Source organism: Streptomyces sp. CB01249 (assembly GCF_001905735.1).
In the GTDB taxonomy this organism is placed as follows: domain Bacteria; phylum Actinomycetota; class Actinomycetes; order Streptomycetales; family Streptomycetaceae; genus Streptomyces.
Window position 1 is genome coordinate 1,572,976 of record NZ_LISW01000002.1, and the last position, 25,798, is coordinate 1,598,773.

At 72.0% G+C, this 25,798-nt stretch carries 20 protein-coding genes; 13 read left to right on the plus strand and 7 right to left on the minus strand.

What is annotated here, in order from left to right:
* Window positions 1-49: 49 nt before the first annotated feature.
* The 3 genes from AMK18_RS15580 to eccE all read right to left on the minus strand — a co-directional run bounded on the left by AMK18_RS15580 (window position 50) and on the right by eccE (window position 5,065).
* Entirely contained in the window at window positions 50-2,869 is a 2,820-nt protein-coding gene (locus AMK18_RS15580; protein WP_073863189.1) for an SCO5717 family growth-regulating ATPase, read from the minus strand.
* Between the two features lie 328 nt (window positions 2,870-3,197).
* Window positions 3,198-3,917: a hypothetical protein gene (locus tag AMK18_RS15585; RefSeq protein WP_073863190.1), complete on the minus strand. Its 720-nt coding sequence runs from the start codon at window positions 3,915-3,917 to the stop codon at window positions 3,198-3,200.
* Window positions 3,917-5,065, minus strand: coding sequence for a type VII secretion protein EccE (gene eccE, locus AMK18_RS15590; RefSeq protein ID WP_073863191.1), 1,149 nt, complete (start codon window positions 5,063-5,065; stop codon window positions 3,917-3,919). Before eccE ends, AMK18_RS15585 begins: the two co-directional genes overlap by 1 nt.
* A 247-nt stretch (window positions 5,066-5,312) precedes the next feature.
* On the opposite strand from eccE, the gene eccB reads away from it, so the two are divergent.
* The 4 genes from eccB to AMK18_RS15610 all read left to right on the plus strand — a co-directional run bounded on the left by eccB (window position 5,313) and on the right by AMK18_RS15610 (window position 8,830).
* Window positions 5,313-6,839 (plus strand): type VII secretion protein EccB, encoded by a 1,527-nt coding sequence (eccB, locus tag AMK18_RS15595; RefSeq protein ID WP_073863192.1) that lies wholly within the window; start codon window positions 5,313-5,315, stop codon window positions 6,837-6,839.
* 1 nt (window position 6,840) lies between these two features.
* Window positions 6,841-8,016 (plus strand): type VII secretion-associated serine protease mycosin, encoded by a 1,176-nt coding sequence (gene mycP / locus AMK18_RS15600; protein WP_073863193.1) that lies wholly within the window; start codon window positions 6,841-6,843, stop codon window positions 8,014-8,016.
* 118 nt (window positions 8,017-8,134) lie between these two features.
* The gene (locus tag AMK18_RS15605; RefSeq protein ID WP_073863194.1) at window positions 8,135-8,485 is read left to right on the plus strand and encodes a hypothetical protein; all 351 of its coding nucleotides are present in this window, start codon (window positions 8,135-8,137) and stop codon (window positions 8,483-8,485) included.
* Window positions 8,486-8,524: 39 nt separating this feature from the next.
* A complete protein-coding gene (locus AMK18_RS15610) occupies window positions 8,525-8,830 on the plus strand; it encodes a WXG100 family type VII secretion target (protein ID WP_018102311.1) in 306 nt (101 codons plus the stop codon).
* Window positions 8,831-8,905: 75 nt separating this feature from the next.
* Here the strand turns inward: AMK18_RS15610 and AMK18_RS15615 are convergent, their stop codons facing one another.
* Together AMK18_RS15615 and eccCa are read right to left on the minus strand one after the other, a co-directional pair.
* Complete coding sequence (locus tag AMK18_RS15615; protein ID WP_018102310.1) at window positions 8,906-9,139, minus strand: DUF397 domain-containing protein; 234 nt, start codon at window positions 9,137-9,139, stop codon at window positions 8,906-8,908.
* 98 nt (window positions 9,140-9,237) lie between these two features.
* A complete protein-coding gene (eccCa, locus tag AMK18_RS15620) occupies window positions 9,238-13,167 on the minus strand; it encodes a type VII secretion protein EccCa (RefSeq protein ID WP_198957007.1) in 3,930 nt (1,309 codons plus the stop codon).
* Between the two features lie 208 nt (window positions 13,168-13,375).
* On the opposite strand from eccCa, the gene eccD reads away from it, so the two are divergent.
* The 6 genes from eccD to AMK18_RS15650 all read left to right on the plus strand — a co-directional run bounded on the left by eccD (window position 13,376) and on the right by AMK18_RS15650 (window position 20,452).
* Window positions 13,376-14,815: a type VII secretion integral membrane protein EccD gene (eccD, locus tag AMK18_RS15625; RefSeq protein ID WP_073863195.1), complete on the plus strand. Its 1,440-nt coding sequence runs from the start codon at window positions 13,376-13,378 to the stop codon at window positions 14,813-14,815.
* 176 nt (window positions 14,816-14,991) lie between these two features.
* Window positions 14,992-15,282 carry a 30S ribosomal protein S15 gene (rpsO, locus tag AMK18_RS15630; RefSeq protein WP_018102307.1) on the plus strand — a complete coding sequence of 97 codons (291 nt, stop codon included), beginning with the start codon at window positions 14,992-14,994 and terminating at the stop codon, window positions 15,280-15,282.
* 270 nt (window positions 15,283-15,552) lie between these two features.
* Complete coding sequence (locus tag AMK18_RS15635) at window positions 15,553-17,766, plus strand: polyribonucleotide nucleotidyltransferase (protein ID WP_018102306.1); 2,214 nt, start codon at window positions 15,553-15,555, stop codon at window positions 17,764-17,766.
* Complete coding sequence (locus AMK18_RS15640) at window positions 17,763-19,142, plus strand: M16 family metallopeptidase (RefSeq protein WP_073863196.1); 1,380 nt, start codon at window positions 17,763-17,765, stop codon at window positions 19,140-19,142. The genes AMK18_RS15635 and AMK18_RS15640 overlap by 4 nt, the downstream gene beginning before the upstream one ends.
* 21 nt (window positions 19,143-19,163) lie before the next feature.
* Complete coding sequence (dapB, locus tag AMK18_RS15645; RefSeq protein ID WP_073863197.1) at window positions 19,164-19,916, plus strand: 4-hydroxy-tetrahydrodipicolinate reductase; 753 nt, start codon at window positions 19,164-19,166, stop codon at window positions 19,914-19,916.
* 11 nt (window positions 19,917-19,927) lie between these two features.
* Window positions 19,928-20,452 carry a tetratricopeptide repeat protein gene (locus tag AMK18_RS15650; RefSeq protein WP_073863198.1) on the plus strand — a complete coding sequence of 175 codons (525 nt, stop codon included), beginning with the start codon at window positions 19,928-19,930 and terminating at the stop codon, window positions 20,450-20,452.
* Between the two features lie 68 nt (window positions 20,453-20,520).
* Here AMK18_RS15650 and AMK18_RS15655 read toward each other — a convergent pair whose 3' ends face one another.
* A complete protein-coding gene (locus AMK18_RS15655; RefSeq protein WP_018102302.1) occupies window positions 20,521-21,072 on the minus strand; it encodes a hypothetical protein in 552 nt (183 codons plus the stop codon).
* Window positions 21,073-21,166: 94 nt separating this feature from the next.
* Entirely contained in the window at window positions 21,167-21,406 is a 240-nt protein-coding gene (locus AMK18_RS15660; protein WP_073863199.1) for a hypothetical protein, read from the minus strand.
* A gap of 197 nt (window positions 21,407-21,603) precedes the next feature.
* Between AMK18_RS15660 and thyX the strand changes: the two genes are divergently transcribed.
* From thyX to AMK18_RS15675, 3 genes are all read left to right on the plus strand, one after another.
* On the plus strand, window positions 21,604-22,344 hold the full coding sequence (gene thyX / locus AMK18_RS15665; RefSeq protein ID WP_018102300.1) for an FAD-dependent thymidylate synthase: 741 nt from the start codon (window positions 21,604-21,606) through the stop codon (window positions 22,342-22,344).
* 153 nt (window positions 22,345-22,497) lie between these two features.
* Window positions 22,498-23,397, plus strand: a complete 900-nt coding sequence (dapA, locus tag AMK18_RS15670; protein WP_020207390.1) for a 4-hydroxy-tetrahydrodipicolinate synthase — start codon at window positions 22,498-22,500, stop codon at window positions 23,395-23,397.
* A 149-nt stretch (window positions 23,398-23,546) separates the two neighbouring features.
* Window positions 23,547-25,232, plus strand: a complete 1,686-nt coding sequence (locus tag AMK18_RS15675; protein WP_018102298.1) for a ribonuclease J — start codon at window positions 23,547-23,549, stop codon at window positions 25,230-25,232.
* Window positions 25,233-25,798: the final 566 nt, after the last annotated feature.

Below are 25,798 nucleotides of genomic sequence, written 5' to 3' on the forward strand. Positions count from 1 at the left end.
CGCATCGCGGAGGCGATGCGGACCCTCATTGGTTTAGACCTCTGACGCCTTACTGCTGAGGCGCTGACGGCGGCTGCTGCTGCCATCCGGCGGGCGGTACGGGGCCTTGCAGCTCGGGGTGCGCGGGCCCGCCCGGCTGACCTGCCTGATCACCCTGCGGCTGGGGCTGCGGGTACGGCTGCTGGCCCTGGACCGGAGGCTGCTGCTGCCAGTTCTGCCCGGCGCCGGGGCCCGGCTGCGGGGGATAGGGCTGCTGCTGGCCGCCGTACGACTGCGGCTGCTGGGGCTGCTGATAGGGCTGACCGGGTTGCTGCGGCGCGTACGGCTGTCCGGGGTACGGCTGCTGGCCGGGCTGCTGAGGCTGCTGAGGCTGTTGGGGCTGCTGGGGCGCGTACGGCTGCTGACCCGGGGCCTGCTGACCTGGGATCTGCTGACCCGGAATCTGCTGGCCCGGCAGCGGCGGGGCGTACTGCGGCGGCGGGCCGCTGCCGTCCGACGTCCACAGTCCCTGCTGCTGCTGGGCGCGCGCGAAGTCCTCGGCGACCAGGGCGGAGAGATTGAAGTACGCCTCGCGGGTCTTCGGCCGCATCATGTCGAGGTCGACCTCCGCACCGGCCGACAGGTGCTCGTCGAACGGCACCACGACCACCCCGCGGCAGCGCGTCCGGAAGTGCTGCACGATGTCGTCGACCTTGATCATCTTGCCGGTCTCGCGGACACCGGAGATCACGGTGATGGACCGCTGGACGAGCTCCGCGTACCCGTGCGCCGACAGCCAGTCCAGGGTGGTGGACGCGCTGGAGGCGCCGTCGACCGAGGGTGTCGAGATGATGATCAGCTGATCCGCCAGGTCCAGCACGCCGCGCATCGCGCTGTACAGCAGGCCGGTGCCCGAGTCCGTGAGGATGATCGGGTACTGCTTGCCGAGCACGTCGATCGCGCGCCGGTAGTCCTCGTCGTTGAAGGCCGTGGAGACCGCCGGGTCCACGTCGTTGGCGATGATCTCCAGACCGGAGGGCGCCTGCGAGGTGAACCGCCGGATGTCCATGTACGAGTTGAGGTGCGGGATCGCGTGCACCAGGTCGCGGATGGTCGCCCCGGTCTCGCGGCGCACCCGTCGGCCGAGCGTGCCGGCGTCCGGGTTGGCGTCGATGGCGAGGATCTTGTCCTGCCGCTCGCTGGCCAGCGTCGCCCCGAGCGCGGTGGTGGTCGTGGTCTTGCCGACGCCGCCCTTGAGGCTGATCACCGCGATCCGGTAGCAGGACAGCACGGGCGTACGGATGAGCTCCAGCTTGCGCTGCCTCTCCTGCTCCTCCTTCTTGCCACCGATCTTGAAGCGCGAGGCGCCGGAGGGGTTACGGCTGCTCCGGGTCTTCTGCTTGCCCCGGATGAGCCGGTCGGAGGTGAGCTCGACGGCCGCGGTGTAGCCCAGAGGCGCGCCGTGCGCGGAACGCGGGGCGGGGGTGGGCCAGGAGGTGCCGACCCGGGGATCGACGGGCTGCTGCGGCTGTTCGGGCTGGGGCTGCGGCTGGTGGACCTGCGCCGGGAGGTTCGGTGTGCCGGTGTCGGCCGTCGGGGCGGGGGTGCCGTTGGCCGGGGTGCCCTGGGCCGGGGGCTGGGCACCCTGCGGGAAGCCGTAGCCGCTCTGGGGCTGCTGCGGCTGCTGCGCGGACCAGGGGGCCTGCGGCTGCGGCGCCTGCGGTGCCTGGGGTGCGGGCGGCTGCGGGCGCTGTGCCGGGAGGTTGGCGGCCGGGAGGGGCTGCTGGGGCTGCGGTTCCGGCTGGTGCGGCTGCGGTACGTGCGGGGTCTGCGGTGTCTGCTGCGGGAAGCCGTAGCCGGACTGCGGGGCGGGGGGCTGGGGCTGCGCGGCCTGAGGCTGTGCGGCCTGTGCGGGCTCCGGCTGCGGGGCCTGCGGCTGCTGGGCGGCCGGCTGGAAGGCGGGCGGCAGCGGCGGGAGACCACCCTGCGCGGGGGCGGCCGGTGCCCAAGGGGAGGGCGAGGCGTCCTGCGGCGCGCTGTCGGCCGGTACGTCGCGGGGCGCGGCGTCCGGGGTGGCGTCGTTCACCGGAGCGTCGTCGTCCGGCTCGGGGGAGTCCGTCTCGGCGGAGGCCTCGGGGGCCTCGTCGGAGGGGGCGGTGTCGGAGGGCACGGCGTCGGACGGCTCCGCGTCGTGCGGCTTCACGATGTACCGCTTCGAGGACGCGCCGGTCGACGCGAGGTCGGTGTCGTCGTCCTCGTCCTCGCTGTCCCCGGCCGCCGGGGTGTCGCCGGTCTCGTCCGAGGGCTTCGGCGTCGCCGTCTCCTCGGGCTCGAAGTCGAAGACCCTTCCCAGGACGTCGTCCCAGGACTCCTCCGGCTCCGCGCCGGGCGTACCCGCCTCCTCGCCGTCCGTCACGGCACCGGCGGCCCCGGACGCGTCGTCGTCGGCACCGGTCGGCGCATCGCCGCTCGCCGCCTCGGCGTCCGGCTCCGCCTCGCGGTCCGCGCGCTCGCGGTCCGCGCGGTCCCGCTCCTCGATCTCCCGCTTCAGCGCGGATGCCGAGAACCGCATGGTGGCGCCGCTGTCGAGGTCGCCGGTTTCCCGCACACCCGCGTCCAGGGGCTCCGCCGGGGCCGGGGTCCAGTCGGGGTCGAAGCCGCGCTGCGCCGGGGGCGGGGGCAGCGGCACCGGGTCCCCGCTCGGCGGCGGGGGCGATGCCGGAGGCGTACCGGCGCCGCCCAGGGAGTCGCCCGGCGCGTTCTGCGTGTACCAGGCGGGCGGGGTGTAGTCGATGGTGAACTCACCCGTCGTCTCGGCGGGCTCCGCGTCGGACGACTCGTCGACGGGCTTGTCCCAGGCCCCGCGCATCTCGTCCCGATCGCCGTTCACTTTGCCTCCTGGTGTGGTCGAGCACCCTTGTGCCGTGGTGGGTGGGGGCCGTTCCCGTAACGCGAACCGCCCGGCTCTCCCCCTGGGACGCACATGGCCTGCCCTCAGGTTCTCCGCCGCGTCCGGACCCAGCCTAAACGCCATGGGCCCCGCCACGGCAGGCCGTACGGTGCCGCGAACGCTGTCCCGTACGTCACGTCCTGCACCCAAGTGGACTGAGTGCGACGGGGAGTGAAACCCAAAGCGGTCAAATATGCACAACTGCACCGCGAATCGCGTCCGTCGGACCCTCACCGCCACCCGGCTGTGATCCCCAGGCGTACGCCCGTCAGTCCACCCGGCGCGCGGCGCCCAGCAGCCCCGTCTCCGCGTCGGTCGCCCGGGTCGTCACCAGCCGGCTCGCCCGGCGGGTGCACCAGAGGGTGGCTCCGTCCGCCAGAGCGGGCAGCGCGCGGACCGCGTCGGCCGGCAGCCGCAGGAGGCGCCCGGCCTCCGCCGCCTCGTCGGGCGACACCCGCTGCACGCCCACCAGCGACGCCTTCTCCATCAGCCCGGAGGCGGCAGGACCCAGATACGGCAACAGGGTCAGCACCGACTGCCACGGCCCGGACGCGGCCCGCCCGGGCGGCGGACGCATGCCGCAGTCCCGTACGACGACGACCGGCGAGGCCGCCGAGGGACCCAGCGGCGGTACCCGGCCGACCTCGTGCAGCGCCACGCACCCGGTGTCACCGGCGGCCCGGGCCAGGCTCGCCCAGGCGTGCGCCCGCCCCGTCTCCACCGCGATCCGCGCCCCCGTCGCCGCCGCCCGCAGCGCGAGCACCTGCGCCGTCCACAGCCCGCCGACGAGCGTGATCTCGTACGGGGAAGGGCGGTTGAGGCCGAGCACGGCGGGGAAGCCCTCCTCGTCCGCGCCGACCACCACCCCGTCGTCGCCCACCGGCAGTTCCAGCGAGGCCAGTTGCTCGGGTCCGATGGTGTACCGCCTTCGGCGCGGACCGACCGGCCCGAACCCCAGCCGGCCCCGCACCCGCCCGGGCGCCGCCATCAGCGGGCCCCGCCCAGCGGGAGTGTGGCGAGCGCCCCGGGCAGCTGCTCGCGGTCCAGCCGCACGAGCGAGACCCGCACCCCGCGAGCCGCCCGCTCCAATTCGTGCCGCGCGGTGCGGAGTTCCTCATCGGTGCGCGCGCTGATCCGCAGGTGCCCGGCCGCGGCGACCTCCTGCCGGTCGCCCCGCGCCAGCGTCAGGCTGAACGTCGTGGCCGTCGCAGGCACCGAGGTGAGCAGGGCGACCAGCCGGGGCACCGGCACATCGCCGGAGCGCGGCCATCGGCGCACCCAGTACGTGGTGTGCCGGTGCCCGTCGCAGTGCCACGTCCGCGAGGTCTCCCGGGTGCGACGGGCGGGCCCGTCCGCACGGGGCGCACCGACAGCGTCCGCGCAGGCCGCGGTGGCGAGCGCGGCCCCGAGCTCCGGCTCCGTCAGCACCGTCGCGCCGAAGCCCGCCCCGGTCAGCCGGCCGGAAAGTTGGTCGGCCGCCCGCACCAGGCACCGCTGCGCCCCGGTGAGGCCGCCGCCCCGCATGCGTACGGCCTCCGGGCAGAGCTCCGGATCGAGCGTCAGCGTGACCCAGGTGATTCGCACCGCCGGTGACCCCGTACGGGCCTGGAGCGGCGCGTAGTTGAGCGTGGCGACCGCGTCGCCGGGGAGGTGCGGGGCCGGGGCGGGCCGGGTGTGCTGCACGATCCGCGCCGATTCCAGCCGGATGCCGTCGACGTCCATCGCGTCCCGGACGAGCCCCGGCGGCAGCGGCCGCACCGTCCGGTCCGCCCGCAGCACCGTCTCCTCCGCGTCCACCCGCACCACCACCGTGAGGTGCGTACCGTCGACCGCCATGCCCACCGGCCGCCGGTCCCGATGCGTGAACGAACAGGTGCGCAGGCCCGGTACGCACTCGGTCGGCGAGGCCACCGGGGATGCACCGACCGGCACCCGCGCGACGGCCCTCCGGTTCCGCACCCGGAACGCGATGACCGTGGCCAGCCAGGCCGGAAGGGAACGGCGGCGCCTGCGCACCACGGCGAGGACGACGAGCAGCGCGGCCGTCATGCCCGCAGGCCCCAGGAGCGCGGGCCCGACGACCCAGGCGCACAGCAGGACCGCCACCGCGACCTCGAACAGAACCAGCTGTTGCAATCGAAAAGTACCGATCGGCCCAGCCCGCCGGTTCAGCCGCGCCCCGCCCCTGCTCGCCATCGTGCCTCGCCCCCGTCCGTGCCCGTTCCACCGAGCTCTCGGCGGCAGCGCACAGCGTATCGGTCATCGGTCAACAGCCATGCACAGGCGGCATAGTGATCGCCGACAGCGGGAGGCCCCGCCGAAGCGCAGGCGGTGCGTGTCCGCAGGTGTGCGGTGCGGGTGGAGAGGGAAGGCGGGCCGGGCCATGGTGACCCGACGGGACGAGCTGAACGCGTACACATTTGCGAAGAGAAGGGCCCTTGCCGCTTTCCTTCAGCCCTTGGCCGACGGCTCCGACGAGGGCGCTCCGCGCCCGCTGCGCGCCGTCCTCCCCGGTGTGCTCACCGGCGCCCTGCTCCTCGCCGGGTTCGGCGCGTACGGCATGTTCCGTCCGGTCGCGCCCAAGGGCTGGGACCGCCCCGGCGCCAAGGTCGTCGTGGGCAGGACGTCGACCACCCGCTACGTGGTGCTCACCACCGGCCGCGGCGCCCATCGCCGCACCCGGCTGCACCCCGTCCTGAACCTCGCGTCCGCCCGGCTGCTGCTCGACCCCGGCGACTACGGCGTGGTCCAGGTCGCCGACGACGTCCTCGACGCGGGCCGGCCCCCGCGCGGACCGGTCATCGGTATCCCGTACGCCCCCGACCGGCTGCCCGGGACGCGGGACGCGGGCACCGCCAAGCGGTGGGCCGTATGCGTACGGCCGGGAGGCGGAGGCGGCGGTGTGCAGAGGGCCGGGTTCGTCCTCGCCGCCCGCGACCACCGGCTGACGGAGGGCCCCAACCGGCTCACCGGCGGCCAGGTCCTCTACGTCCAGGACCCCCACGGCACCCGGTACCTCGTGGACGCCCGGGGCACCAAATACCGCCTGGACGAGCGGCCCGGCGACCTCGGACACCTCACCGATGCCCTGGTCGGCCGCGCCCGCCCGCGGCCGGTCACCGGCGACTGGCTCGCCACGCTGCACACCGGCAGCCCCGTCGCCTTCCCCGTCGTCCCGGGCGAGATCGGCGCCCCCGCCCGCGTCGAGGGCCGGCTGTCCGCCCGCGAGAACCGCGTCGGCGCGGTGCTGCGGACCAGGACCGGCGCGGGCACCGCGTACCACGTGGTGCTCGACGGCCGCGTCCAGCCGGTCTCCGAATTCACCGCCTGGCTGATCGTCAACTCCCCGCAGACCGCCGCCCTCGACCAGGCCGGTACCGCCTACCCGGCGGGGCTCCAGGACTTCGTGCCCGACCCCGCGCCCTTCGCCGGTCAGGCCGCGCACTGGCCCGCCCGCAAGGCCGTCCGCGTCGACACCGGGCACCGGAGCACCGTCTGCTCCGTACTGCGCGCGACGGACGGCAGGGGCCGCACCACCCTGAGCACCTGGGCGGGCACCACGTATCCCGCAGCCGTCGGCGCGGGCGGCACCAGCACCTACGTCACCCCCGGCAGCGGACTCCTCTACACGCAGGTCCGGGGCCGCCAGACCAGGCCCGACGGATCACTCTTCCTGGTGACGGACACCGGATTGCGGTACGCGGTTCAGGGGAACGGCGACGGCGCCCCCGGGCGCTCCGCGCTCCCCACCGGCAGCACTTCACACGCTCAGGGCCGGGCCAACGAGGCGCAGACCCGGCTCGGTTACGAGGACGTGCGGCCCGCCCTCGTCCCGGCCGAGTGGTCGGAGTTCCTTCCCCGCGGACCACGGCTCGACACCTCCGGCGCCCGCCGCCCGCAGGGTTCCTGACATGGCGGCGACCCGGCCGGTGGCGGCCCTCGTCGCGCTGGCCACCCTCGCCGTGGCCCAGCCCGCGCGTGCGGCCACCGGTCCGGACGGCGGCGCGTGCGTCCTCCCGGCGAACCGGCTGTTCGAGGGCCGCCCCTGGCCGTTGCAGCGTGTGCTCCTGGACGAGCTGTGGCACGACACCCGGGGCGAAGGCGTCCGCGTCGCCGTCATCGACACCGGGGTGGACGAAACCCACCCCCAGCTCGCGGGCGCGGTCGCCCCCGGCGCCGACACGCTGGAACCCGGCGGCGACGGCAGCGGCGACCCGGTGGGCCACGGCACCCTGGTCGCCGGTCTCATCGCGGCCCGCCCCCGCGCGGGGACCGGCTTCGTCGGGCTCGCCCCCGGTGCGACGGTCATCCCGGTCCGCCAGAACGACGCGCGCGACGACGGCACCGACGTGTCGCTGGCCGGCGCGATCCTCCATGCCGTCGCCCGGCGCGCACAGGTCATCAACATCTCGCAGGAGACCGTCCGCCCGCAGGCCCCCGGCTCCGCCCTGGGGCGCGCGGTGGCCGAGGCCGTCCGCCGGGACATCGTGGTCGTCGCCTCCGCCGGGAACGACGGCGCCGACGGCGGCCGTACGCCCACCTACCCGGCCGCGTTCGACGGGGTGCTCGCCGTCGCCGCGTCCGACCGCGACAACGAACGCGCCCCCTTCTCCCGGCCCGGGAGCTTCGTGGACGTCGCCGCGCCGGGCGTCGACATCGTCTCCACCGCCCCCGGCCGCGGCCACTGCGCCGACAGCGGAACCAGCTTCGCCGCGCCCTATGTCAGCGCGGTCGCCGCCCTGCTGCGCGCCAAGTACCCGCACTGGACGGCCGCGCAGATCACCGCCCGTATCGAACAGACCGCGGAACGCACCGTCAACGGCCGTGACGACTTCGTCGGATGGGGTGTAGTCGACCCGGTCCGCGCCCTGTCCGGCGACGACGCCCCGCAGGACGCCCCGCACCCCGACGAGCCGCTCCCCGGCGCCCGCGCGCCCGACCCCGCGCCGCTGCCCGCGGCGGACACCCCGCAGCGGCGCGACCGCCGCCACGCCGCCTGGGCCATGGCCCTCACGGCCCTCCTGACCGGCGCGGTGGCGGGCGCCGCGGCCGTCGCACGCGAGCTGCGCCGACGCCGTACGGGATGAGCCGGAGGGCGCCCGGAAGCCGCCTCCGTACGCCCGCGAGGGGCCTTCGCGACGGCCGGGAACGGGCCCCGGACTGGCTAGCCTGAGCGGCCTGAACGGCCCAGAGAGAGGACCTCGTATGACCAGCCCCACGGGTGGATTCGCGCTTGCCGACGATCCGGTCGTCCAGGCCAGGAACAAGATCGTCCACACCGCCGAGGCGGTGTCCCGGCAGGCCCGCGAGCTGGCCGACGTCCTCGCGACGGTGGGGGCGGGGTGGACCGGTGCCGGCGCCTCGGGGTTCACCTCGGCGCAGCTCGTGGTCAACGAGGACCACGACGAGATCCGGCGCCTCCTCGGCGTACTGCTCCACGCCGTCGACGGCACCAGGAACCTCAGCAACGCCAACGACGAGGAGGTCCGCGCGGCCTTCAAGGCGGTACGGGAACCGGCTTCCGCGGGCGGCTCCTCCGCCCTGAACGGCGTCTGAACCCGGCGCCGTTCCCCGACACGATCCAAAGGAAACGCGATGGGGCACGACCCGCACACCAAGGTCAGGTACGAGAGCGTCCAGGAGGTCGCCAACCGCATCCGCGCGGTCTCGCGGAACATCTGCCGGGACCTGGAGGAGATGGACGGCGCACTCAAGGTCGTCACCGACACCTGGGACGGCCTGGCGCACGCCGAGTACGTGGCGCTCCAGCACAAGTACCGGAACAAGGCCGACCACATGAGGGCCCGGCTCGACGAGGTCGCGCGACTCATCGAGACCGGCAAGGACCACTACCGGGCCACGGACCACCGGTCCTCACGCCTGTTCACCGAGGCCTTCTGAGCCGGACCCGCGGGCCCGTACGCACGAAGGGGGCACGTTCCACCCGAACGTGCCCCCATGCCTACGCGGCGACCCCTACGGAAGGTCGAACTCGCCGTCCCTGGCGCCCAGGACGAACGCCTCCCACTCGGCCTCCGTGTACCTGAGCACCGTGTCCGGGTCCAGAGAGGACCGCATGGCCACCCCGCCACCGGGAAGGTGCGCGATCTCGACGCGCTCCTCCTCCTGCTCCGTCCCGGGAGCACACAGCCACTTCACCCCCGAGATGTCGAGTGCGTACAGCTCGTCCTTCTCCGCCTGCGTGCCCATCGTGAGGGCTCCTTTCGTACCTGGCTCTGCACGGCACCGTACAGGCAACACGGCGGCCGGGTATCCGCTCCGCCGAAGCCCCGTGACTGCCCCCGCGCTCAACCCCGTTCCGGCAGCCAGCCGGTCTGCACGAGGCTCTTCCCACCGCGCCGGGTCGCCATGCACGCACGCCCCGGCGGCATCGGACGGGCACGCACCGACCCGACCAGATCGCCCTCCGCCGGATCGCCCGACAGCACCACCCCCTGCGCTCCCAGCTCCTTGATCCGTTGCAGGAACGGCTCGTACATCGCACGGGACGCCCCGGCGCAGTTGCGCGCGAGGACGAAGCGCACCCCGGTGTCCCGCGCGAACGGCAGACAGTCCGTGAGCGCGGCGAGCGGGCTGCCCGAACCCGTCGCGACCAGGTCGTAGTCGTCCACGAGGACGAAGATCCGCGGCCCCGTCCACCAACTGCGCTCCCGCAGCTGCCGTGGCGTGACATCCGCCGGCGGCCGACGCCGCGCGAACACCCCGGCCAGCGCCTCCATGTGCGTCGCGAGCGCGTCCGGTGTCGGCGCGTACTCCAGCAGATGGCTCTCCGGTAGGGCGCCCAGCAGCCCCCGCCGGTAGTCCCCGACGACGAGCTTCGCCTCGTCGGGGGAGTAGCGGCGGGCGATCTGCCGGGCGAGCAGCCGCAGCAGAGCGGTCTTCCCCGATTCGCTCTCCCCGAACACCAGAAGGAAGGGATCGGCGTCGAAGTCCACGAAGACCGGATCGAGATCGGCCTCGGCGATGCCGATCGCGACACCCCGCTCCGGGAACTCGTCCCCCTTGGGTAGCCGTTCGGCGGGGAGCACGGCGGGCAGCAGCCGTACGGGCGGGGCAGGCGGACCCGCCCAGTCCGCCCGGATCCGCCCGGCCAGCGCCGCCGTACGGTCGGGGAGACCGGCCGCGTCCTCCACCGGGCCGAGGCACGGCGACGCGGCCAGGAAGTGCAGCCCCTCCGCCACCTGGCCCCGGCCCGGCACACCTGCGGGCACCCGCGCGGCGACCCTCCGGTCGAACTCGGAGTCCGACACGTCACCCAGCCGCAGTTCCAGCCGCCCGGTCAGCTGGTCCTTCAGCGCGGCCCGCACCTCCAGATACCGGGCGGCGCTGAGCACCACATGCACCCCGTAGCCGAGCCCCCGGGCCGCGATGTCGGTGACGACCGGCTCCAACTCCTCGTACTCCGTACGGAAACCGCCCCACCCGTCCACGACGAGGAACACATCGCCCCACGCCTCACCGGGCAGCCCGCCCCGGTCCCGCTCGCGCCGGTACGCGGCCATGGAACCGATGCCCCGCGCCCGGAACAGCTCCTCACGGGCCCGCAGCACCCCGGCCACCTCCGCGACCGTACGCCGCACCCGCTCGGGATCCAGCCGCGAGGCGACCGAGCCCAGGTGCGGCAGGCCCGACAGCGACGCCAGCGCGCCCCCGCCGAAGTCGAGCCCGTAGAACTGGACCTCACGCGGCGTGTGGGTGAGCGCGAAGGACATCACCAGCGTGCACAGCACCGTGGACTTGCCGGACTGCGGCCCGCCGACCACCAGCATGTGGCCCGCCGCGCCGGAGAAGTCCTGGAACAGCACCTCCCGCCGCTGCTCGAACGGCTTGTCCACGAGCCCGAGCGGAACGACCAGCCCACCACGTTCGCCGTTCCCCGCAACGGTGAACCCGCGCTCCGGGACCGTGACCAGGTCCGGCACCAGCGCGTCCAGACCCGGCGACCGGTCCAGCGGAGGCAGCCACACCTGATGGGCGGGCACACCCTGCCCCTCCAGCCGCCGCACCACCACGTCGAGCACGGACTCCGCGACGGCGTCGTCCCCGCGCTTCGGGGAAGCGGCCGGAGCGCAGGAAGCATCCGGCACCGGCACCGGCAGCGCGCTGAACAGCGCTGCCCTGAGGCCCCCCGCCGCCTCCGCGGCAGCCCGCCCGGGCCCACCCGATCGGTACGGCCCCGAGACGTACGCCGCTTTGAAACGCGTCAGTTCCCGCGTACCGGTCTTCAGAAACCCCGAACCGGGCACCGGCGGCAGGTCGTACGCGTCCGGCACACCCAGCGCGGCCCGCGACTCCTCCGCCGAGAACGTGCGCAATCCGATCCGGTACGAGAGGTACGTCTCCAGGCCCCGCAGCCTGCCCTCCTCAAGGCGCTGGGACGCCAGCAGCAGATGCACGCCCAGCGAGCGGCCGATGCGCCCGATCCGGATGAACGTGTCGATGAAGTCGGGCTGCGCGCTGAGCAGTTCCGAGAACTCGTCGATGACCAGCACCAGCGTGGCCAGCGGTTCCAGCGCCGTGCCCGCCGCCCGCGCCCGCTCGTACTCGTGGATTCCGGCGAAGTTGCCCGCCGTCCGCAGCAGTTCCTGACGCCGCTGGAGCTCACCGCGCAGCGCGTCGCCCATCCGGTCGACCAGCGACAGGTCATCGGCCAGGTTCGTGATGACGGCCGCCACATGCGGCATCCCCGCCATCCCCGCGAACGTCGCCCCGCCCTTGAAGTCCGCGAGCACGAAGTTCAGCGTTTCGGAGGAGTGCGTGACGGCAAGACCGAGCACCAGCGTCCGCAGCAACTCGGACTTCCCCGAACCGGTCGCGCCCACACACAGCCCGTGCGGACCCATCCCGTCGAGCGCCGACTCCTTGAGGTCGAGCACCACCGGGACACCGTCCTCACCCACCCCGATGGGCACCCGCAGCCGCTCCGCGACCGGCCGGGGCCGCCAGGTCCGCTCCACCTCCACCGCACCCGCGTCGCCCAGATCCAGCAGCTCCGTGAAGTCCAGCGCGGCCAGCAGCGGCTCGTCCCCCTCCCGCCCTCCGGCCCGCAACGGAGCGAGCCGCCGGGCCAGTGCCTCCGCCGCGGGCAGCGACAGCCCGTCCGGCACACCCGCCCCGCACTCCGCCTCCAGCACACCCGGACGCACCCGCACACACAGCGCGCCGCGCGGCCCCTCCGCGTCACCCGGGGCCACCTCGACCAGCGTCACCCCCCCCACCCCCCCCGCCGCACCCAGCACCGAACCCGGAGCCACCCCCGCCCCATCCAGCACCATGACGACATGCGGCCGGTCCGGCAGCGGCGCCCCCTCCGGAACGAAACGCCCCCGCCCCTCCAACAGCGCCCCGAGCATCGGCTCCAGCCCAGCCGCATCCCGCGCGAACAGCCTCCTCGTACCGGCCCCGTCCACCTCACCGGGCACCTGGACATGCGGCAGCCACTTCACCCACTCCCAGTACCCCGCCGCCTCCCGCGCGGCCACCACCGCCACCACCAGGTCCCGGGGCGAGTGCAGCGTCACCAGCTGCGCCACCAACGCCCGCGCCACCCCCCTGACCGGCTCCGCGCCACCACTCAGCCGCACCCGGTACACCTCCCGCAGCGGAACGCACAACGGCAGGCCGTCCAGTGAGCCGTGCACCGCCACGAACCGCCGCACCGCGTCCGCGCACACCGGCTCCGGCTCACCCGCGGCGTGCTCCGGCACCGCCAACGGCGTTGCGAGCCGCTGCCGGCCGAGCCCGATCCGTACCACCCCGAAGTCCGCGTCGCCGGGCCGCCGCTCCCACACCCGGCTCCCGCCCGCGACCACCGACCACAGCTGACCGGGGGCGGGATGCGTGAACAGCAGACCGTCGCGCTGGGCCCGCGCCGTCCGCCGCACCGCGCGGCGCGCCCGCGCCAGCCGGGCCAGATAGTCGCCCCGCACATCCGCCGCCCGCCCCTGCGCACCGCGCCGGTGGCGCACCACCTGGGCCACCACCATCGCCAGCGTCGACACCAGCATCAGCACACCCATCACCCGCATGAACGGCGGCGCCTGCGGCGAGAAGAAGAACACCACCGACGAGGCCATGCCCAGCACCGGAAGAAGCTGCATCAGCACCCCCTCGCGCTGCCCGCGCGGTTCCACCGGCGGCGGCTCCAACAACACCTCTTTCGTGGGAACTTCCGGCGGCAGCAGACGGGGCGGACGCTTCACGACGATCTGACTCACCGGTGCATCGATCCTTGGGTGCGGGCGGGTGTGGGGCGGGGCGGAAAGGGGAACAGCGCGCCGACGCATGCGCCCCACCGGAAGGACCCCCCGCCCCGAAGCGCCCGTGATCCTACGCACTGTCAGAGTTCGCCCCGATCCGCCCGCTAGGGTGACCCGCCCATCGTGCGGACACCGCCGACCAGCGACGAACAGGGGCCCCCGACACGTGAGTCCGACCGCAACGACCGGCTTCTGCCGCGTCACCGTCGTCACGCCCGACACCCGCATCGACGTCGCTCTTCCCGAGGACATCGCCGCCGCCGACATCTGGCCCGAGATCCTGCGCCTCACCGGACCCGCCGCACCCGGCACCGCACCCCCCGGCCACCACCTCGTGCGGCTCGACGGAACGGTCCTGGACGGTGACCGCACGCTCGCCGCACAACGCGTCCTCGACGGCGAGATCCTCACCCTGCGCCCGTTCGCCGCCTCGCTGCCCCCGCCCGTCTACGACGACGTCGCCGACGCCATCGCCTCGGCCACCGGCCACGACCGCCGTCTGTGGAGCGACGACCTGCTGCGCGGCGCCGCCCCGGCCGCAGGCGCCCTGCTCCTCCTCCTGGCGGCCCTCGTCCTGTGGCGGGCCGACCCGGTCCGCCACGACCTGCACGGACCGCCCGGAGCCGTCGCGGGCGTCACCGGACTCCTGTCGGCCACCCTCGCCGCCGTGCGCGCCCGGGTCCACGCCGACCGCGTCACCGCCGCCGCACTCGGCCTGGGCGCCCTGCCCCTCGTCCTCCTCGGCGGCTCCGGCCTCATCGCCCCGGACCCGGGCGGGGGAGCGGGCCGCCTTCAGTTCCTGCTCGGCTGCGCCGCCGTCCTCGTCGTCTCGGCCGCCCTCACCGCGCTCGCCCCGTGCGGCGACGCCCCCTTCGCCGGTGCCGCCCTCCTCGCCGGTGCCGGAGCGCTGGCCGCGTTCGCCGCGATCCTCACCGAGGCGTCCGCCACCGCCACGGCCTCCGTCTGCGTCCCCGTGTCCCTCGGCCTCATCGCGTTCCTGCCTGGCCTCTCCGCCCGTTTCGCCCGGCTCCCGATCGGGTACGCGCCGCCCCGGCCGACCGGCCCCGCTGACGACGAGGGCGAGGGCCCGGATGCCTCGGTCATGGCCCCCGTCGACACCCGCCTCGTCGCGGACCGGGCCCGGCGCGGCCATGAACTGCTGCTCGGCCTGGCCGGGGGCTGCGCGGGCCTGGCCGCCGCCGCTGCCGCCGTCCTCGGCGCCTCGGACAACACCTGGGCGCGGCTCCTCGCCCTCGCCGCCGGGCTCGCGCTGCTGCTCCGCGCCCGCCTCTTCCGCTACACCGCCCAGGTCGCCTGCCTGCTGGTCGCGGGCATCGGCGCGCTCGCCGCCCCGGTCACCGGCCTCGCCCTCACCGCTCAGGGGGACGACCCGGCCCTGTACCCCCGTACGACCGGACTGTGCGCGGCGCTCGTCGTCGGCGCCCTGCTCCTCGCCGCCGCCGGGGCGACCGTTCCGCGCAAGGGGCTCTCCCCGTTCTGGGGCAGATTCCTGGACCTGGCCGAGAGCGCGCTCCTGCTCTCCCTCGTCCCGCTCTGCCTCGCCGTCCTGGACCTCTACGCGCGCGCGAGGGCGCTCACCGGCTGACGGCCGGCGGGGCCGGTCCGGGCGGCTGGTAGTCTGGCTGTGGCCGTTTGTGTACGCGTTCCCGGTTCGCTCTGGGAGCTGCGCTCATCGGACCCTCGCTCCCGAGTCACCCAAGCTCCCCTGAGAACCAGACCAGGGGCACTCGTGGGCGCATCGAACACCAAGAGGAGTACCGCGTGCCGCTCGACGCCGCTACGAAGAAGCAGATCATGACCGAGTTCGCGACGAAGGAGGGCGACACCGGTTCCCCCGAGGTCCAGGTCGCCATGCTCTCGCGCCGCATCTCGGACCTGACGGAGCACCTCAAGACGCACAAGCACGACCACCACTCCCGTCGTGGTCTGCTGATCCTGGTCGGCCAGCGTCGCCGCCTCCTGCAGTACCTGGCCAAGAAGGACATCCAGCGCTTCCGTGCGCTCGTCGACCGCCTCGGCATCCGCCGCGGTGCGGCCGGCGGCGCCAAGTAAGGACGCTGCGCAAGGGAGCGGTTCCCTGACTCGGGGAGCCGCTCCCTTTGCCGTACGTGCGGTACCGGGGGGAACCTCAGTAACCTGGACGTACAACAACAGACGAGGAGAGGCGCCGCACGGCCGCCGCCGGTCCTCGGTAGTGGCCCCCGGGACAACGCCCGGGAGCTTCGATCGAAGACCGGCCCCGCAGAGACTGCGCGCTTCTCCGCTCCGTCCGGCGCCACACGGGCGCCCGGACGAAAGACGACGAGTATGGAGAATTCACTAGTGGAGAACGAGACCCACTACGCCGAGGCCGTCATCGACAACGGCACCTTCGGCACCCGCACCATCCGCTTCGAGACGGGCCGCCTGGCCAAGCAGGCCGCCGGCTCCGCCGTCGCGTACCTGGACGACGACACCATGGTGCTGTCGGCCACCACCGCTTCCAAGCGGCCCAAGGACAACCTCGACTTCTTCCCTCTCACGGTGGACGTCGAGGAGCGGCAGTACGCCGCCGGCAAGATCCCCGGCTCGTTCTTCCGCCGGGAGGGCCGCCCCTCCGAGGACGCGATCCTCACCTGCCGCCTGATCGACCGCCCGCTGCGCCCCTCCTTCAAGAAGGGCCTGCGCAACGAGATCCAGATCGTCGAGACGATCATGGCGCTCAACCCCGACCACCTGTACGACGTGGTCGCGATCAACGCCGCCTCCGCCTCCACGATCCTGGCGGGCCTGCCCTTCTCCGGCCCGATCGGCGCCACCCGCGTCGCCCTGATCAAGGGCCAGTGGGTCGCCTTCCCGACGCACACCGAGCTCGAGGACGCCGTCTTCGACATGGTCGTCGCGGGCCGCGTCCTGGAGGACGGTGACGTCGCGATCATGATGGTCGAGGCCGAGGCCACCGAGAAGACCATCCAGCTCGTCAAGGACGGCGCCGAGGCCCCGACCGAAGAGGTCGTCGCCGCCGGTCTGGAAGCCGCCAAGCCCTTCATCAAGGTGCTCTGCAAGGCCCAGTCCGACCTCGCCGCCAAGGCCGCCAAGCCCACCGGCGAGTTCCCGGTCTTCCTCGACTACCAGGACGACGTCCTGGAGGCCCTCGCCAAGGCCGTCAGCACCGAGCTCGCCAAGGCGCTCACCATCGCCGGCAAGCAGGAGCGCGAGGCGGAGCTCGACCGCATCAAGGAGATCGCGGCCGAGAAGCTCCTCCCCGCGTTCGAGGGCCGCGAGAAGGAGATCTCCGGTGCCTACCGCGCGCTGACCAAGAAGCTGGTCCGCGAGCGCGTCATCAAGGACAAGGTCCGCATCGACGGCCGCGGCGTCACGGACATCCGTACGCTCGCCGCCGAGGTCGAGGCCATCCCGCGCGTGCACGGCTCCGCCCTGTTCGAGCGTGGCGAGACCCAGATCCTGGGCGTCACCACCCTCAACATGCTCCGCATGGAGCAGCAGCTGGACACCCTCTCCCCGGTGACCCGCAAGCGCTACATGCACAACTACAACTTCCCGCCGTACTCCGTCGGCGAGACCGGCCGCGTGGGCTCGCCCAAGCGCCGCGAGATCGGCCACGGCGCGCTCGCCGAGCGCGCGATCGTGCCGGTGCTCCCGTCCCGCGAGGAGTTCCCCTACGCGATCCGCCAGGTCTCCGAGGCCCTGGGCTCCAACGGCTCGACGTCCATGGGTTCGGTCTGCGCCTCCACCATGTCCCTGCTGAACGCCGGTGTGCCCCTCAAGGCCGCCGTCGCCGGCATCGCCATGGGCCTGATCTCCCAGGAGATCGACGGCAAGACCCACTACGTCGCCCTCACCGACATCCTCGGTGCCGAGGACGCGTACGGCGACATGGACTTCAAGGTCGCCGGTACGAAGCAGTTCGTCACCGCGCTCCAGCTCGACACCAAGCTCGACGGCATCCCCGCCTCGGTCCTGGCCGCCGCGCTGAAGCAGGCCCGCGACGCCCGCCTCCACATCCTCGACGTGATGAACGAGGCCATCGACGTCCCGGACGAGATGTCCCCGAACGCCCCGCGGATCATCACCGTCAAGATCCCGGTGGACAAGATCGGTGAGGTCATCGGCCCCAAGGGCAAGATGATCAACCAGATCCAGGAGGACACCGGCGCCGACATCACGATCGAGGACGACGGCACCATCTACATCGGTGCCCAGCAGGGCTCGCAGGCCGAGGCCGCCCGCGCCACGATCAACGCGATCGCCAACCCGACCATGCCGGAGGTCGGCGAGCGCTACCTGGGTACGGTCGTCAAGACCACCACCTTCGGTGCGTTCGTCTCGCTCATGCCGGGCAAGGACGGCCTGCTGCACATCTCGCAGATCCGCAAGCTGGCCGGTGGCAAGCGCGTGGAGAACGTCGAGGACGTTCTCGGCGTCGGCGCCAAGGTCCAGGTCGAGATCGCCGAGATCGACTCCCGCGGCAAGCTCTCCCTCGTCCCCGTCATCGAGGGCGAAGAGGACGAGAAGAAGGACGACACCGACAAGTGACGTCCCGTAGTTCCGCGACGACGGCCCGCCCCTCCTCGGAGGGGCGGGCCGTCGCCCGTACCCAAACGCTTCTCAAGGGCAGCAACGGCATCGGCACGGTCCGCCGTACGGTCCTCCCCGGCGGCCTCCGCGTCGTCACCGAGACCCTGCCCTCCGTACGCTCCGCCACCTTCGGAATCTGGGCGAACGTCGGCTCGCGCGACGAGACGCCCGCACTGAACGGCGCGACGCACTACCTCGAACACCTCCTCTTCAAGGGCACCGCCAAGCGCAGCGCCCTCGACATCTCCTCCGCCATCGACGCGGTCGGCGGCGAGATGAACGCCTTCACGGCGAAGGAGTACACCTGCTATTACGCGCGGGTCCTCGACACGGACCTGCCGCTTGCCATCGACGTCGTCTGCGACATGCTGACCGGCTCGCTGATCGCCCCCGAGGACGTCGACGCCGAGCGCGGCGTCATCCTCGAAGAGATCGCGATGACGGAGGACGACCCGGGCGACTGCGTGCACGACCTGTTCGCGCACACCATGCTCGGCGACACCCCGCTCGGCCGCCCCGTCCTCGGCACCGTCGACACGATCAACGCGCTGAACCGAGGCCAGATCGCCCGCTTCTACAAGAAGCACTACGACCCGACCCGGCTCGTCGTCGCCGCCGCGGGCAACATCGACCACGCCACCGTCGTACGCCAGGTCCGCAAGGCGTTCGACAGGGCCGGCGCCCTCTCCCGTACGGACGCGGTCCCGACCGCGCCCCGCGAGGGCTCCCGCGCCCTGCGCACCGCCGGCCGGGTCGAGGTCCTGGGCCGCAAGACCGAGCAGGCCCACGTGGTCCTCGGCATGCCCGGCCTGGCCCGCACCGACGAACGCCGCTGGGCCCTGGGCGTCCTCAACACCGCCCTCGGCGGCGGCATGAGCTCCCGCCTCTTCCAGGAGGTACGGGAGAAGCGCGGCCTCGCCTACAGCGTCTACTCGTACACCTCGGGCTTCGCGGACTGCGGCCTGTTCGGCGTGTACGCGGGCTGCCGCCCGAGCCAGGTGCACGACGTCCTCAAGATCTGCCGTGACGAGCTCGACCGGGTCGCCTCGGACGGGCTGAGCGACGAGGAGATCAGCCGCGCCATCGGCCAGCTCTCCGGCTCGACCGTCCTCGGCCTGGAGGACACCGGCGCGCTGATGAATCGCATCGGCAAGAGCGAGCTGTGCTGGGGCGAGCAGATGTCCGTGGACGAGATGCTGGCCCGTATCGGCGAGGTGACACCGGACGACATCCGCTCCGTCGCGGGCGAGATCCTCGGACACCGCCCCTCGCTGTCCGTCATCGGACCGCTCAAGGACAAGCAGGCCGCCCGTCTCCACGAAGCGGTCGCCTAAAACTCCTAAGGAAGCAGAGCAATGAGCAAGCTGCGCGTGGCCGTCCTCGGTGCGAAGGGCCGTATCGGCGCCGAAGCGGTACGAGCCGTCGAGGCCGCCGACGACCTGGAGCTGGTGGCCGCACTCGGCCGGGGCGACAAGCTGGAAACCCTCGCGGAGACCGGCGCCCAGGTCGCCGTCGAGCTGACCACCCCTGCCTCGGTGATGGAGAACCTCGAGTACTGCGTCGGCCACGGCATCCACGCGGTGGTCGGCACCACCGGCTGGACCGACGAACGGCTCGCGCAGCTCGACGGCTGGCTCTCCGCCTCCCCGGAGACCGGTGTCCTCATCGCACCGAACTTCTCCATCGGCGCGGTCCTCACCATGAAGTTCGCCCAGCAGGCGGCCCGCTACTTCGAGTCCGTCGAGGTCATCGAGCTGCACCACCCCAACAAGGCCGACGCCCCCTCGGGCACCGCCGCCCGCACCGCCCAGCTCATCGCCGCCGCCCGCCGCGAGGCGGACTGCGCCCCGCAGCCGGACGCCACCAGCACGGCGCTGGACGGGGCACGGGGCGCCGACGTCGACGGCATCCCGGTCCACTCGGTCCGCCTCCGCGGCCTCCTGGCCCACCAGGAGGTGCTGCTCGGAGGCGAGGGCGAGACCCTCACCATCCGGCACGACTCCCTGCACCACAGCAGCTTCATGCCCGGCATCCTGCTCGGCGCCCGCCGCGTGGTGAACACTCCCGGCCTCACGTTCGGCCTGGAACACTTCCTCGACCTGAACTGACTGGCCCCGCCATGCGCGCAAAGATCACTTACGTCGTCACCGCTGCCGTCCTGGTCTTCTACTTCGTCCTGGTCGGCAGCCGCGGCGTCCTGCTCATCAAGCACGGCACCCTCATCACGGTGACCTTCGGGATCGCCGTACTGGTCCTGCCGGCGATCGGCGTGTGGTTCCTGTGGAAGAACACCCAGTTCGTCCGCAGGGCCAACGCCCTGGCCGCCGAACTGGACGCGGAGGGCGGCCTCCCCGTCGACGAGCTGCTGCGCACCCCCAGCGGCCGCATCGATCGCGCCTCCGCCGACGCGGTGTTCGAACGCCGCCGCGAGGAGACGGAGGACACCCCGGACGACTGGCGCTGCTGGTTCCGCCTGGCCGTCGCCTACCAGGACGCCCGCGACACCCCCCGAGCCCGCAAGGCCATGCAACGAGCCATCGCCCTGCACCGGGCAGGCGTTTCCACCCCGTCGGGCGAGCACCCCAGCCCGTCGGGCGAACACTCCAGCCCGTCGGGCGAACACTCCAGCCCGTCCGGCGCTTGAGGACAAAAAAGGAGCCGTCCGGCGATTGAGGACACCTCAGTCACCGGACGGCTCGCGCAGCGAAACCGCTACCGCGGCCGGTACTCATCCCCCCACGCCTCGATCGTGTCGGCGGCACGATCAAACGCCTCCCCCCGCGCAAGAAAATCCGCGTTGGAGTCCGTGAGCAGCGGCGGCACCGCGTCCCCGCCCTTGCGGACGACGATCAGCGCCTGGCCCTGCACGGTACGGGGGAACCCGAGCCACTTCACCGGCTGCTGCACCGTACGTACGGCAGTGGCCCGGCTCCACGGAACGGTCGTCGTACGGAAGAAGCCCACCCGGCGCACACCGTGCCGGCTCACCCAGGCGCCGATGCGCAGCATCCGCAGGGCGCACAGGATGATCGCGAGGCCGAGCGCGAGACACGCCCCCGCCCCGGGCAGCGCTCCGGCGAACGCGATGATCATCCCCGCGAACAGGATGAACGAGGCGAGCAGCAGCAGACCGGCCGCTGCGGCGACCCGCCACGGACCGGGACGGTAGGGCCGCCGCCAGCTGTCGTGGTCGTCGAACGGCAGCGCGACGTCCTCCGCGTTCGCGTCAAACGCGCGGTCGGCCGTCAGAAAGGGCAGGGGCACGACTGATCCTCACTCACAAGCACGCTCGATTGCTGTGCCCGGTGAGGCTACCGAGGAGATGCCCGGACCGACCACCCCAGGGGGTCCGTCCGGGTCAGCGCCCGTGCGCCGCTTCGGTCTGCTGCGTGTGGGCCGGCCCCTGCTCGGGGCCCAGAGCAGGCAGACCGAGGAGCAGAGCCCCTGCTATGCCCCCGACGACGACGAGGCCGATCAGGACGCGTCCCGCCCGCTCGGAGACCGTACTGCGGGGGCGGGGAGGCGGGGTGACGTTACTGCGGAACCGGTCGGACTCGGCTACGAACGAGAACGGGACGGATTCACGCCGGCGGAACATGGGGTGGCTCTCCTTGGAGTCTCTTTCGGGTGGTGCTATCCAGTCAGACGCTCGACCACCCCGTTCGGTGCCCCGAATCGCCCGATGAAATCAGAAAAAACCGGAAAGACGTTCCCGCCCAAGCCGCGCGCAGACGCTGGGAGCCCGGCCCGTAGAGTGGTCGCCGCCCGAGCGATGCCATTGGAAGGACCCTGTCGGTGACCGACGACACCCCCGAGCCCACGAAGGCCCATTTCCGCAGCGACGTCACCGTCGACCTGGTGAAATCCGCTGCGGGCGACGCCGACGTGCTGTTCGCCGCCCGTGTGTCCACGGCCGGTGAGCAGTCCCTGGAGGAGATCACCAAGGACCCCGAGCGCTCGAAGGGCCTCATCAACTACCTGATGCGGGACCGGCACGGCAGCCCGTTCGAGCACAACTCGATGACCTTCTTCATCAGCGCTCCGATCTTCGTGTTCCGCGAGTTCATGCGGCACCGGGTCGGCTGGTCGTACAACGAGGAATCGGGCCGCTACAGGGAGCTGCAGCCGGTCTTCTACGTCCCCGACACGTCCCGCAAGCTCATCCAGCAGGGCCGCCCGGGCAAGTACGAGTTCGTCGAGGGCACGCCCGAGCAGCACGCGCTCACCACCCGGGCCATGGAGGACTCGTACCGGCAGGCGTACGAGGCGTACCAGGAGATGCTGGCGGCGGGCGTGGCCCGCGAGGTCGCCCGCGCGGTTCTCCCGGTCGGCCTGTTCTCCACGATGTACGCCACGTGCAACGCCCGCTCCCTGATGCACTTCCTCGGCCTGCGTACGCAGCACGAGATGGCGAAGGTGCCCTCGTTCCCGCAGCGGGAGATCGAGATGGTGGGCGAGCAGATGGAGGCCCACTGGGCCCGGCTCATGCCGCTCACCCATGCAGCCTTCAACAAAAATGGACGTGTCGCCCCATAGGGCGGTGTCCGTATTGCGGCGTTTCGAGAAGTTCATCTAGGCTGATCAAACGGACCCGGCACTGCTTGAACCCCCGAGCAGGCAGTGCCGGGCTCCTCTTGCTTGTCCCCCCGAGGGGGCACCGTGCGTCGAGCAGCGAGTAGCGTGTTACCCATGGCTCCGATCTCCACTCCGCAGACCCCCTTCGGGCGGGTCCTCACCGCTATGGTCACGCCGTTCACGGCGGACGGCGCTCTCGACATCGAGGGCGCGCAGCGGCTCGCCACCCACCTGGTGGACGCAGGCAACGACGGCCTGATCATCAACGGCACCACCGGCGAGTCCCCGACCACCAGCGACGCGGAGAAAGACCAGCTCGTCAGGGCGGTCCTGGAAGCCGTGGGGGACCGGGCGCACATCGTCGCCGGCATCGGGACCAACGACACCCGGCACAGCATCGAGCTCGCCCGCACCGCCGAGCGCAGCGGCGTCCACGGCCTCCTCGCCGTGACCCCGTACTACAACAAGCCGCCGCAGGAGGGCCTGCTCCGGCACTTCACCGCCATCGCGGACGCCACCGGCCTGCCGGTGATGCTCTACGACATCCCGGGCCGCAGCGGTGTGCCGATCGACACGGAGACGCTCGTACGGCTCTCCGAGCACCCCCGGATCGTCGCCAACAAGGACGCCAAGGGCGACCTGGGCCGCGCGAGCTGGGCCATCGCCCGCTCGGGCCTCGCCTGGTACTCCGGCGACGACATGCTGAACCTTCCGCTGCTGTCCGTCGGCGCGGTCGGTGTGGTCTCCGTCGTCGGCCATGTCGTCACCCCGGACCTTCGGGCGCTCATCGAGGCCCACCTCGGCGGCGACGTGCAGAAGGCCACCGAGATCCACCAGAAGCTGCTCCCGGTCTTCACCGGCATGTTCCGCACCCAGGGCGTGATCACCACCAAGGCCGCGCTGACGCTGCAGGGCCTCCCGGCGGGCCCGCTCCGGCTGCCCCTGGTCGAGCTCACCGCGCAGGAGACGGCCCAGCTCAAGATCGATCTCGCCGCCGGCGGGGTAGAGCTCTGACAACGGACTTCACAACTGAATACGCGAAACACAGCTGAACGCGTGGGGAATCCCGCGGCACAGCGACACCCAAGACAACAGCAAGTGCACGAATGACATGCGCGCCACGTGCCCAAGCGGTACGTGGCGCGCGTGGTAAGGAGAGTCTTTTGAGTCATCCGCATCCTGAACTCGGCACCCCGCCGAAGCTCGCGAAGGGCGCCCTCCGGGTCACCCCGCTCGGCGGCCTCGGCGAGATCGGCCGGAACATGACGGTCTTCGAATACGGCGGCCGCCTGCTCATCGTCGACTGCGGTGTCCTCTTCCCCGAGGAGGAGCAGCCCGGCATCGACCTGATCCTGCCGGACTTCACGACCATCCGGGACCGCCTGGACGACGTCGAGGGCATCGTCCTCACGCACGGCCACGAGGACCACATCGGTGGCGTCCCGTACCTGCTGCGCCTGAAGCCCGACATCCCGCTCATCGGCTCCAAGCTGACCCTCGCGCTGATCGAGGCCAAGCTCCAGGAGCACCGCATCCGGCCGTACACCCTGGAGGTGGCGGAGGGGCAGCGCGAGCGCATCGGCGTCTTCGACTGCGAGTTCATCGCGGTCAACCACTCCATCCCGGACGCCCTCGCGGTCGCCATCCGGACCCCCGCGGGCATGGCCGTCGCCACCGGTGACTTCAAGATGGACCAGCTCCCGCTGGACGGCCGCCTCACCGACCTGCACGCCTTCGCGCGGCTGAGCGAGGAGGGCATCGACCTTCTGCTCTCCGACTCCACGAACGCGGAGGTCCCGGGCTTCGTACCGCCCGAGCGGGACATCCAGAACGTTCTGCGCAACGTCTTCGCCAATGCGCAGAAGCGCATCATCGTGGCGAGCTTCGCCAGCCATGTGCACCGCATCCAGCAGATCCTGGACACGGCCCACGAGTACGGCCGCCGGGTCGCCTTCGTCGGGCGTTCGATGGTCCGGAACATGGGCATCGCCCGTGACCTCGGCTATCTGAAGGTCCCGGCCGGGCTCGTCGTGGACGTCAAGACCCTGGACGACCTGCCGGACGACGAGGTCGTGCTCGTCTGCACCGGTTCGCAGGGCGAGCCGATGGCGGCCCTCTCCCGGATGGCCAACCGCGACCACCAGATCCGCATCGTCCAGGGCGACACGGTCATCCTGGCCTCTTCCCTGATCCCGGGGAACGAGAACGCGGTCTACCGCGTGATCAACGGCCTCTCGCGCTGGGGCGCCAACGTCGTTCACAAGGGCAACGCCAAGGTCCACGTCTCGGGTCACGCCTCGGCCGGCGAGCTGCTGTACTTCTACAACATCTGCCGCCCGAAGAACCTGATGCCGGTGCACGGTGAATGGCGCCATCTGCGGGCCAACGCCGAGCTCGGCGCCCTGACCGGCGTGCCGAAGGACCACATCGTCATCGCCGAGGATGGTGTGGTCGTGGACCTCATCGACGGCAAGGCGAAGATCGTCGGCAAGGTCCAGGCCGGTTACGTGTACGTCGACGGCCTCTCCGTCGGCGATGTCACGGAGACCTCGCTCAAGGACCGCCGCATCCTCGGCGACGAGGGCATCATCTCGGTGTTCCTGGTGGTGGACAGCACCTCGGGCAAGATCGTGGGCGGTCCGCACATCCAGGCCCGCGGCTCCGGCATCGACGACGCGGCGTTCACCGCGGTCGTGCCGAAGATCGAGGACGCGCTGAACAAGTCGGCCCAGGACGGTGTGCTGGAGCCGCATCAGCTCCAGCAGCTGATCCGCCGCACGGTGGGCAAGTGGGTCTCCGACACCTACCGCCGGCGCCCGATGATCCTCCCCGTCGTGGTCGAGGTCTGACCCTCCGACAGGCGCGAACTCCGGAGCGGGGCCCCCGATTTGCATCGGGGCGCTCCGCTCCAGTACGTTTACGTCTCCACCTCACCGGGAAGCAGCGAGCGCATCCGTGCGCCCCGAAGCTTCCGAGAGGGGGTGGAAATTCCGACTCAGAACTTCTGATAAAGTCGGAGCCGCCGGAAAGGGAAACGCGAAAGCGAAGAACTGGAAAGCGAAAATCGCTTGACCCGCTTCGACCGGGAATCGGACACGAAAGAGTCTGATAGAGTCGGAAACGCAAGACCGAAGGGAAGCGCCCGGAGGAAAGCCCCAGAAAATGTTCTGCGGGTGAGTACAAAGGAAGCGTCCGTTCCTTGAGAACTCAACAGCGTGCCAAAAGTCAACGCCAGATATGTTGATACCCCGGCCTGCTTCGGCAGGTTGGTGGTTCCTTTGAAAGCCCTGCACGGTCCCTTTGGGATCGGGTAGGCAAAACACAGCGAGGACGCAGTGGACGACGGGTCATATTCCGACCTTGTCGTTCCGCTCTCGTGATGTGTCTCCCGATTACGGGAAAACATTCACGGAGA

Coding starts and splice junctions, on each gene's coding strand:
- AMK18_RS15585 (WP_073863190.1), bottom strand. CDS start 3,917: ATGGCGGCGCCCGGGCGGGTGCGGGGCCGGCTGGGGTTCGGGCCGGTC.
- eccB (WP_073863192.1), top strand. CDS start 5,313: ATGGTGACCCGACGGGACGAGCTGAACGCGTACACATTTGCGAAGAGA.
- mycP (WP_073863193.1), top strand. CDS start 6,841: ATGGCGGCGACCCGGCCGGTGGCGGCCCTCGTCGCGCTGGCCACCCTC.
- AMK18_RS15605 (WP_073863194.1), top strand. CDS start 8,135: ATGACCAGCCCCACGGGTGGATTCGCGCTTGCCGACGATCCGGTCGTC.
- AMK18_RS15610 (WP_018102311.1), top strand. CDS start 8,525: ATGGGGCACGACCCGCACACCAAGGTCAGGTACGAGAGCGTCCAGGAG.
- AMK18_RS15615 (WP_018102310.1), bottom strand. CDS start 9,139: ATGGGCACGCAGGCGGAGAAGGACGAGCTGTACGCACTCGACATCTCG.
- dapB (WP_073863197.1), top strand. CDS start 19,164: ATGAGCAAGCTGCGCGTGGCCGTCCTCGGTGCGAAGGGCCGTATCGGC.
- AMK18_RS15650 (WP_073863198.1), top strand. CDS start 19,928: ATGCGCGCAAAGATCACTTACGTCGTCACCGCTGCCGTCCTGGTCTTC.
- AMK18_RS15660 (WP_073863199.1), bottom strand. CDS start 21,406: ATGTTCCGCCGGCGTGAATCCGTCCCGTTCTCGTTCGTAGCCGAGTCC.
- dapA (WP_020207390.1), top strand. CDS start 22,498: ATGGCTCCGATCTCCACTCCGCAGACCCCCTTCGGGCGGGTCCTCACC.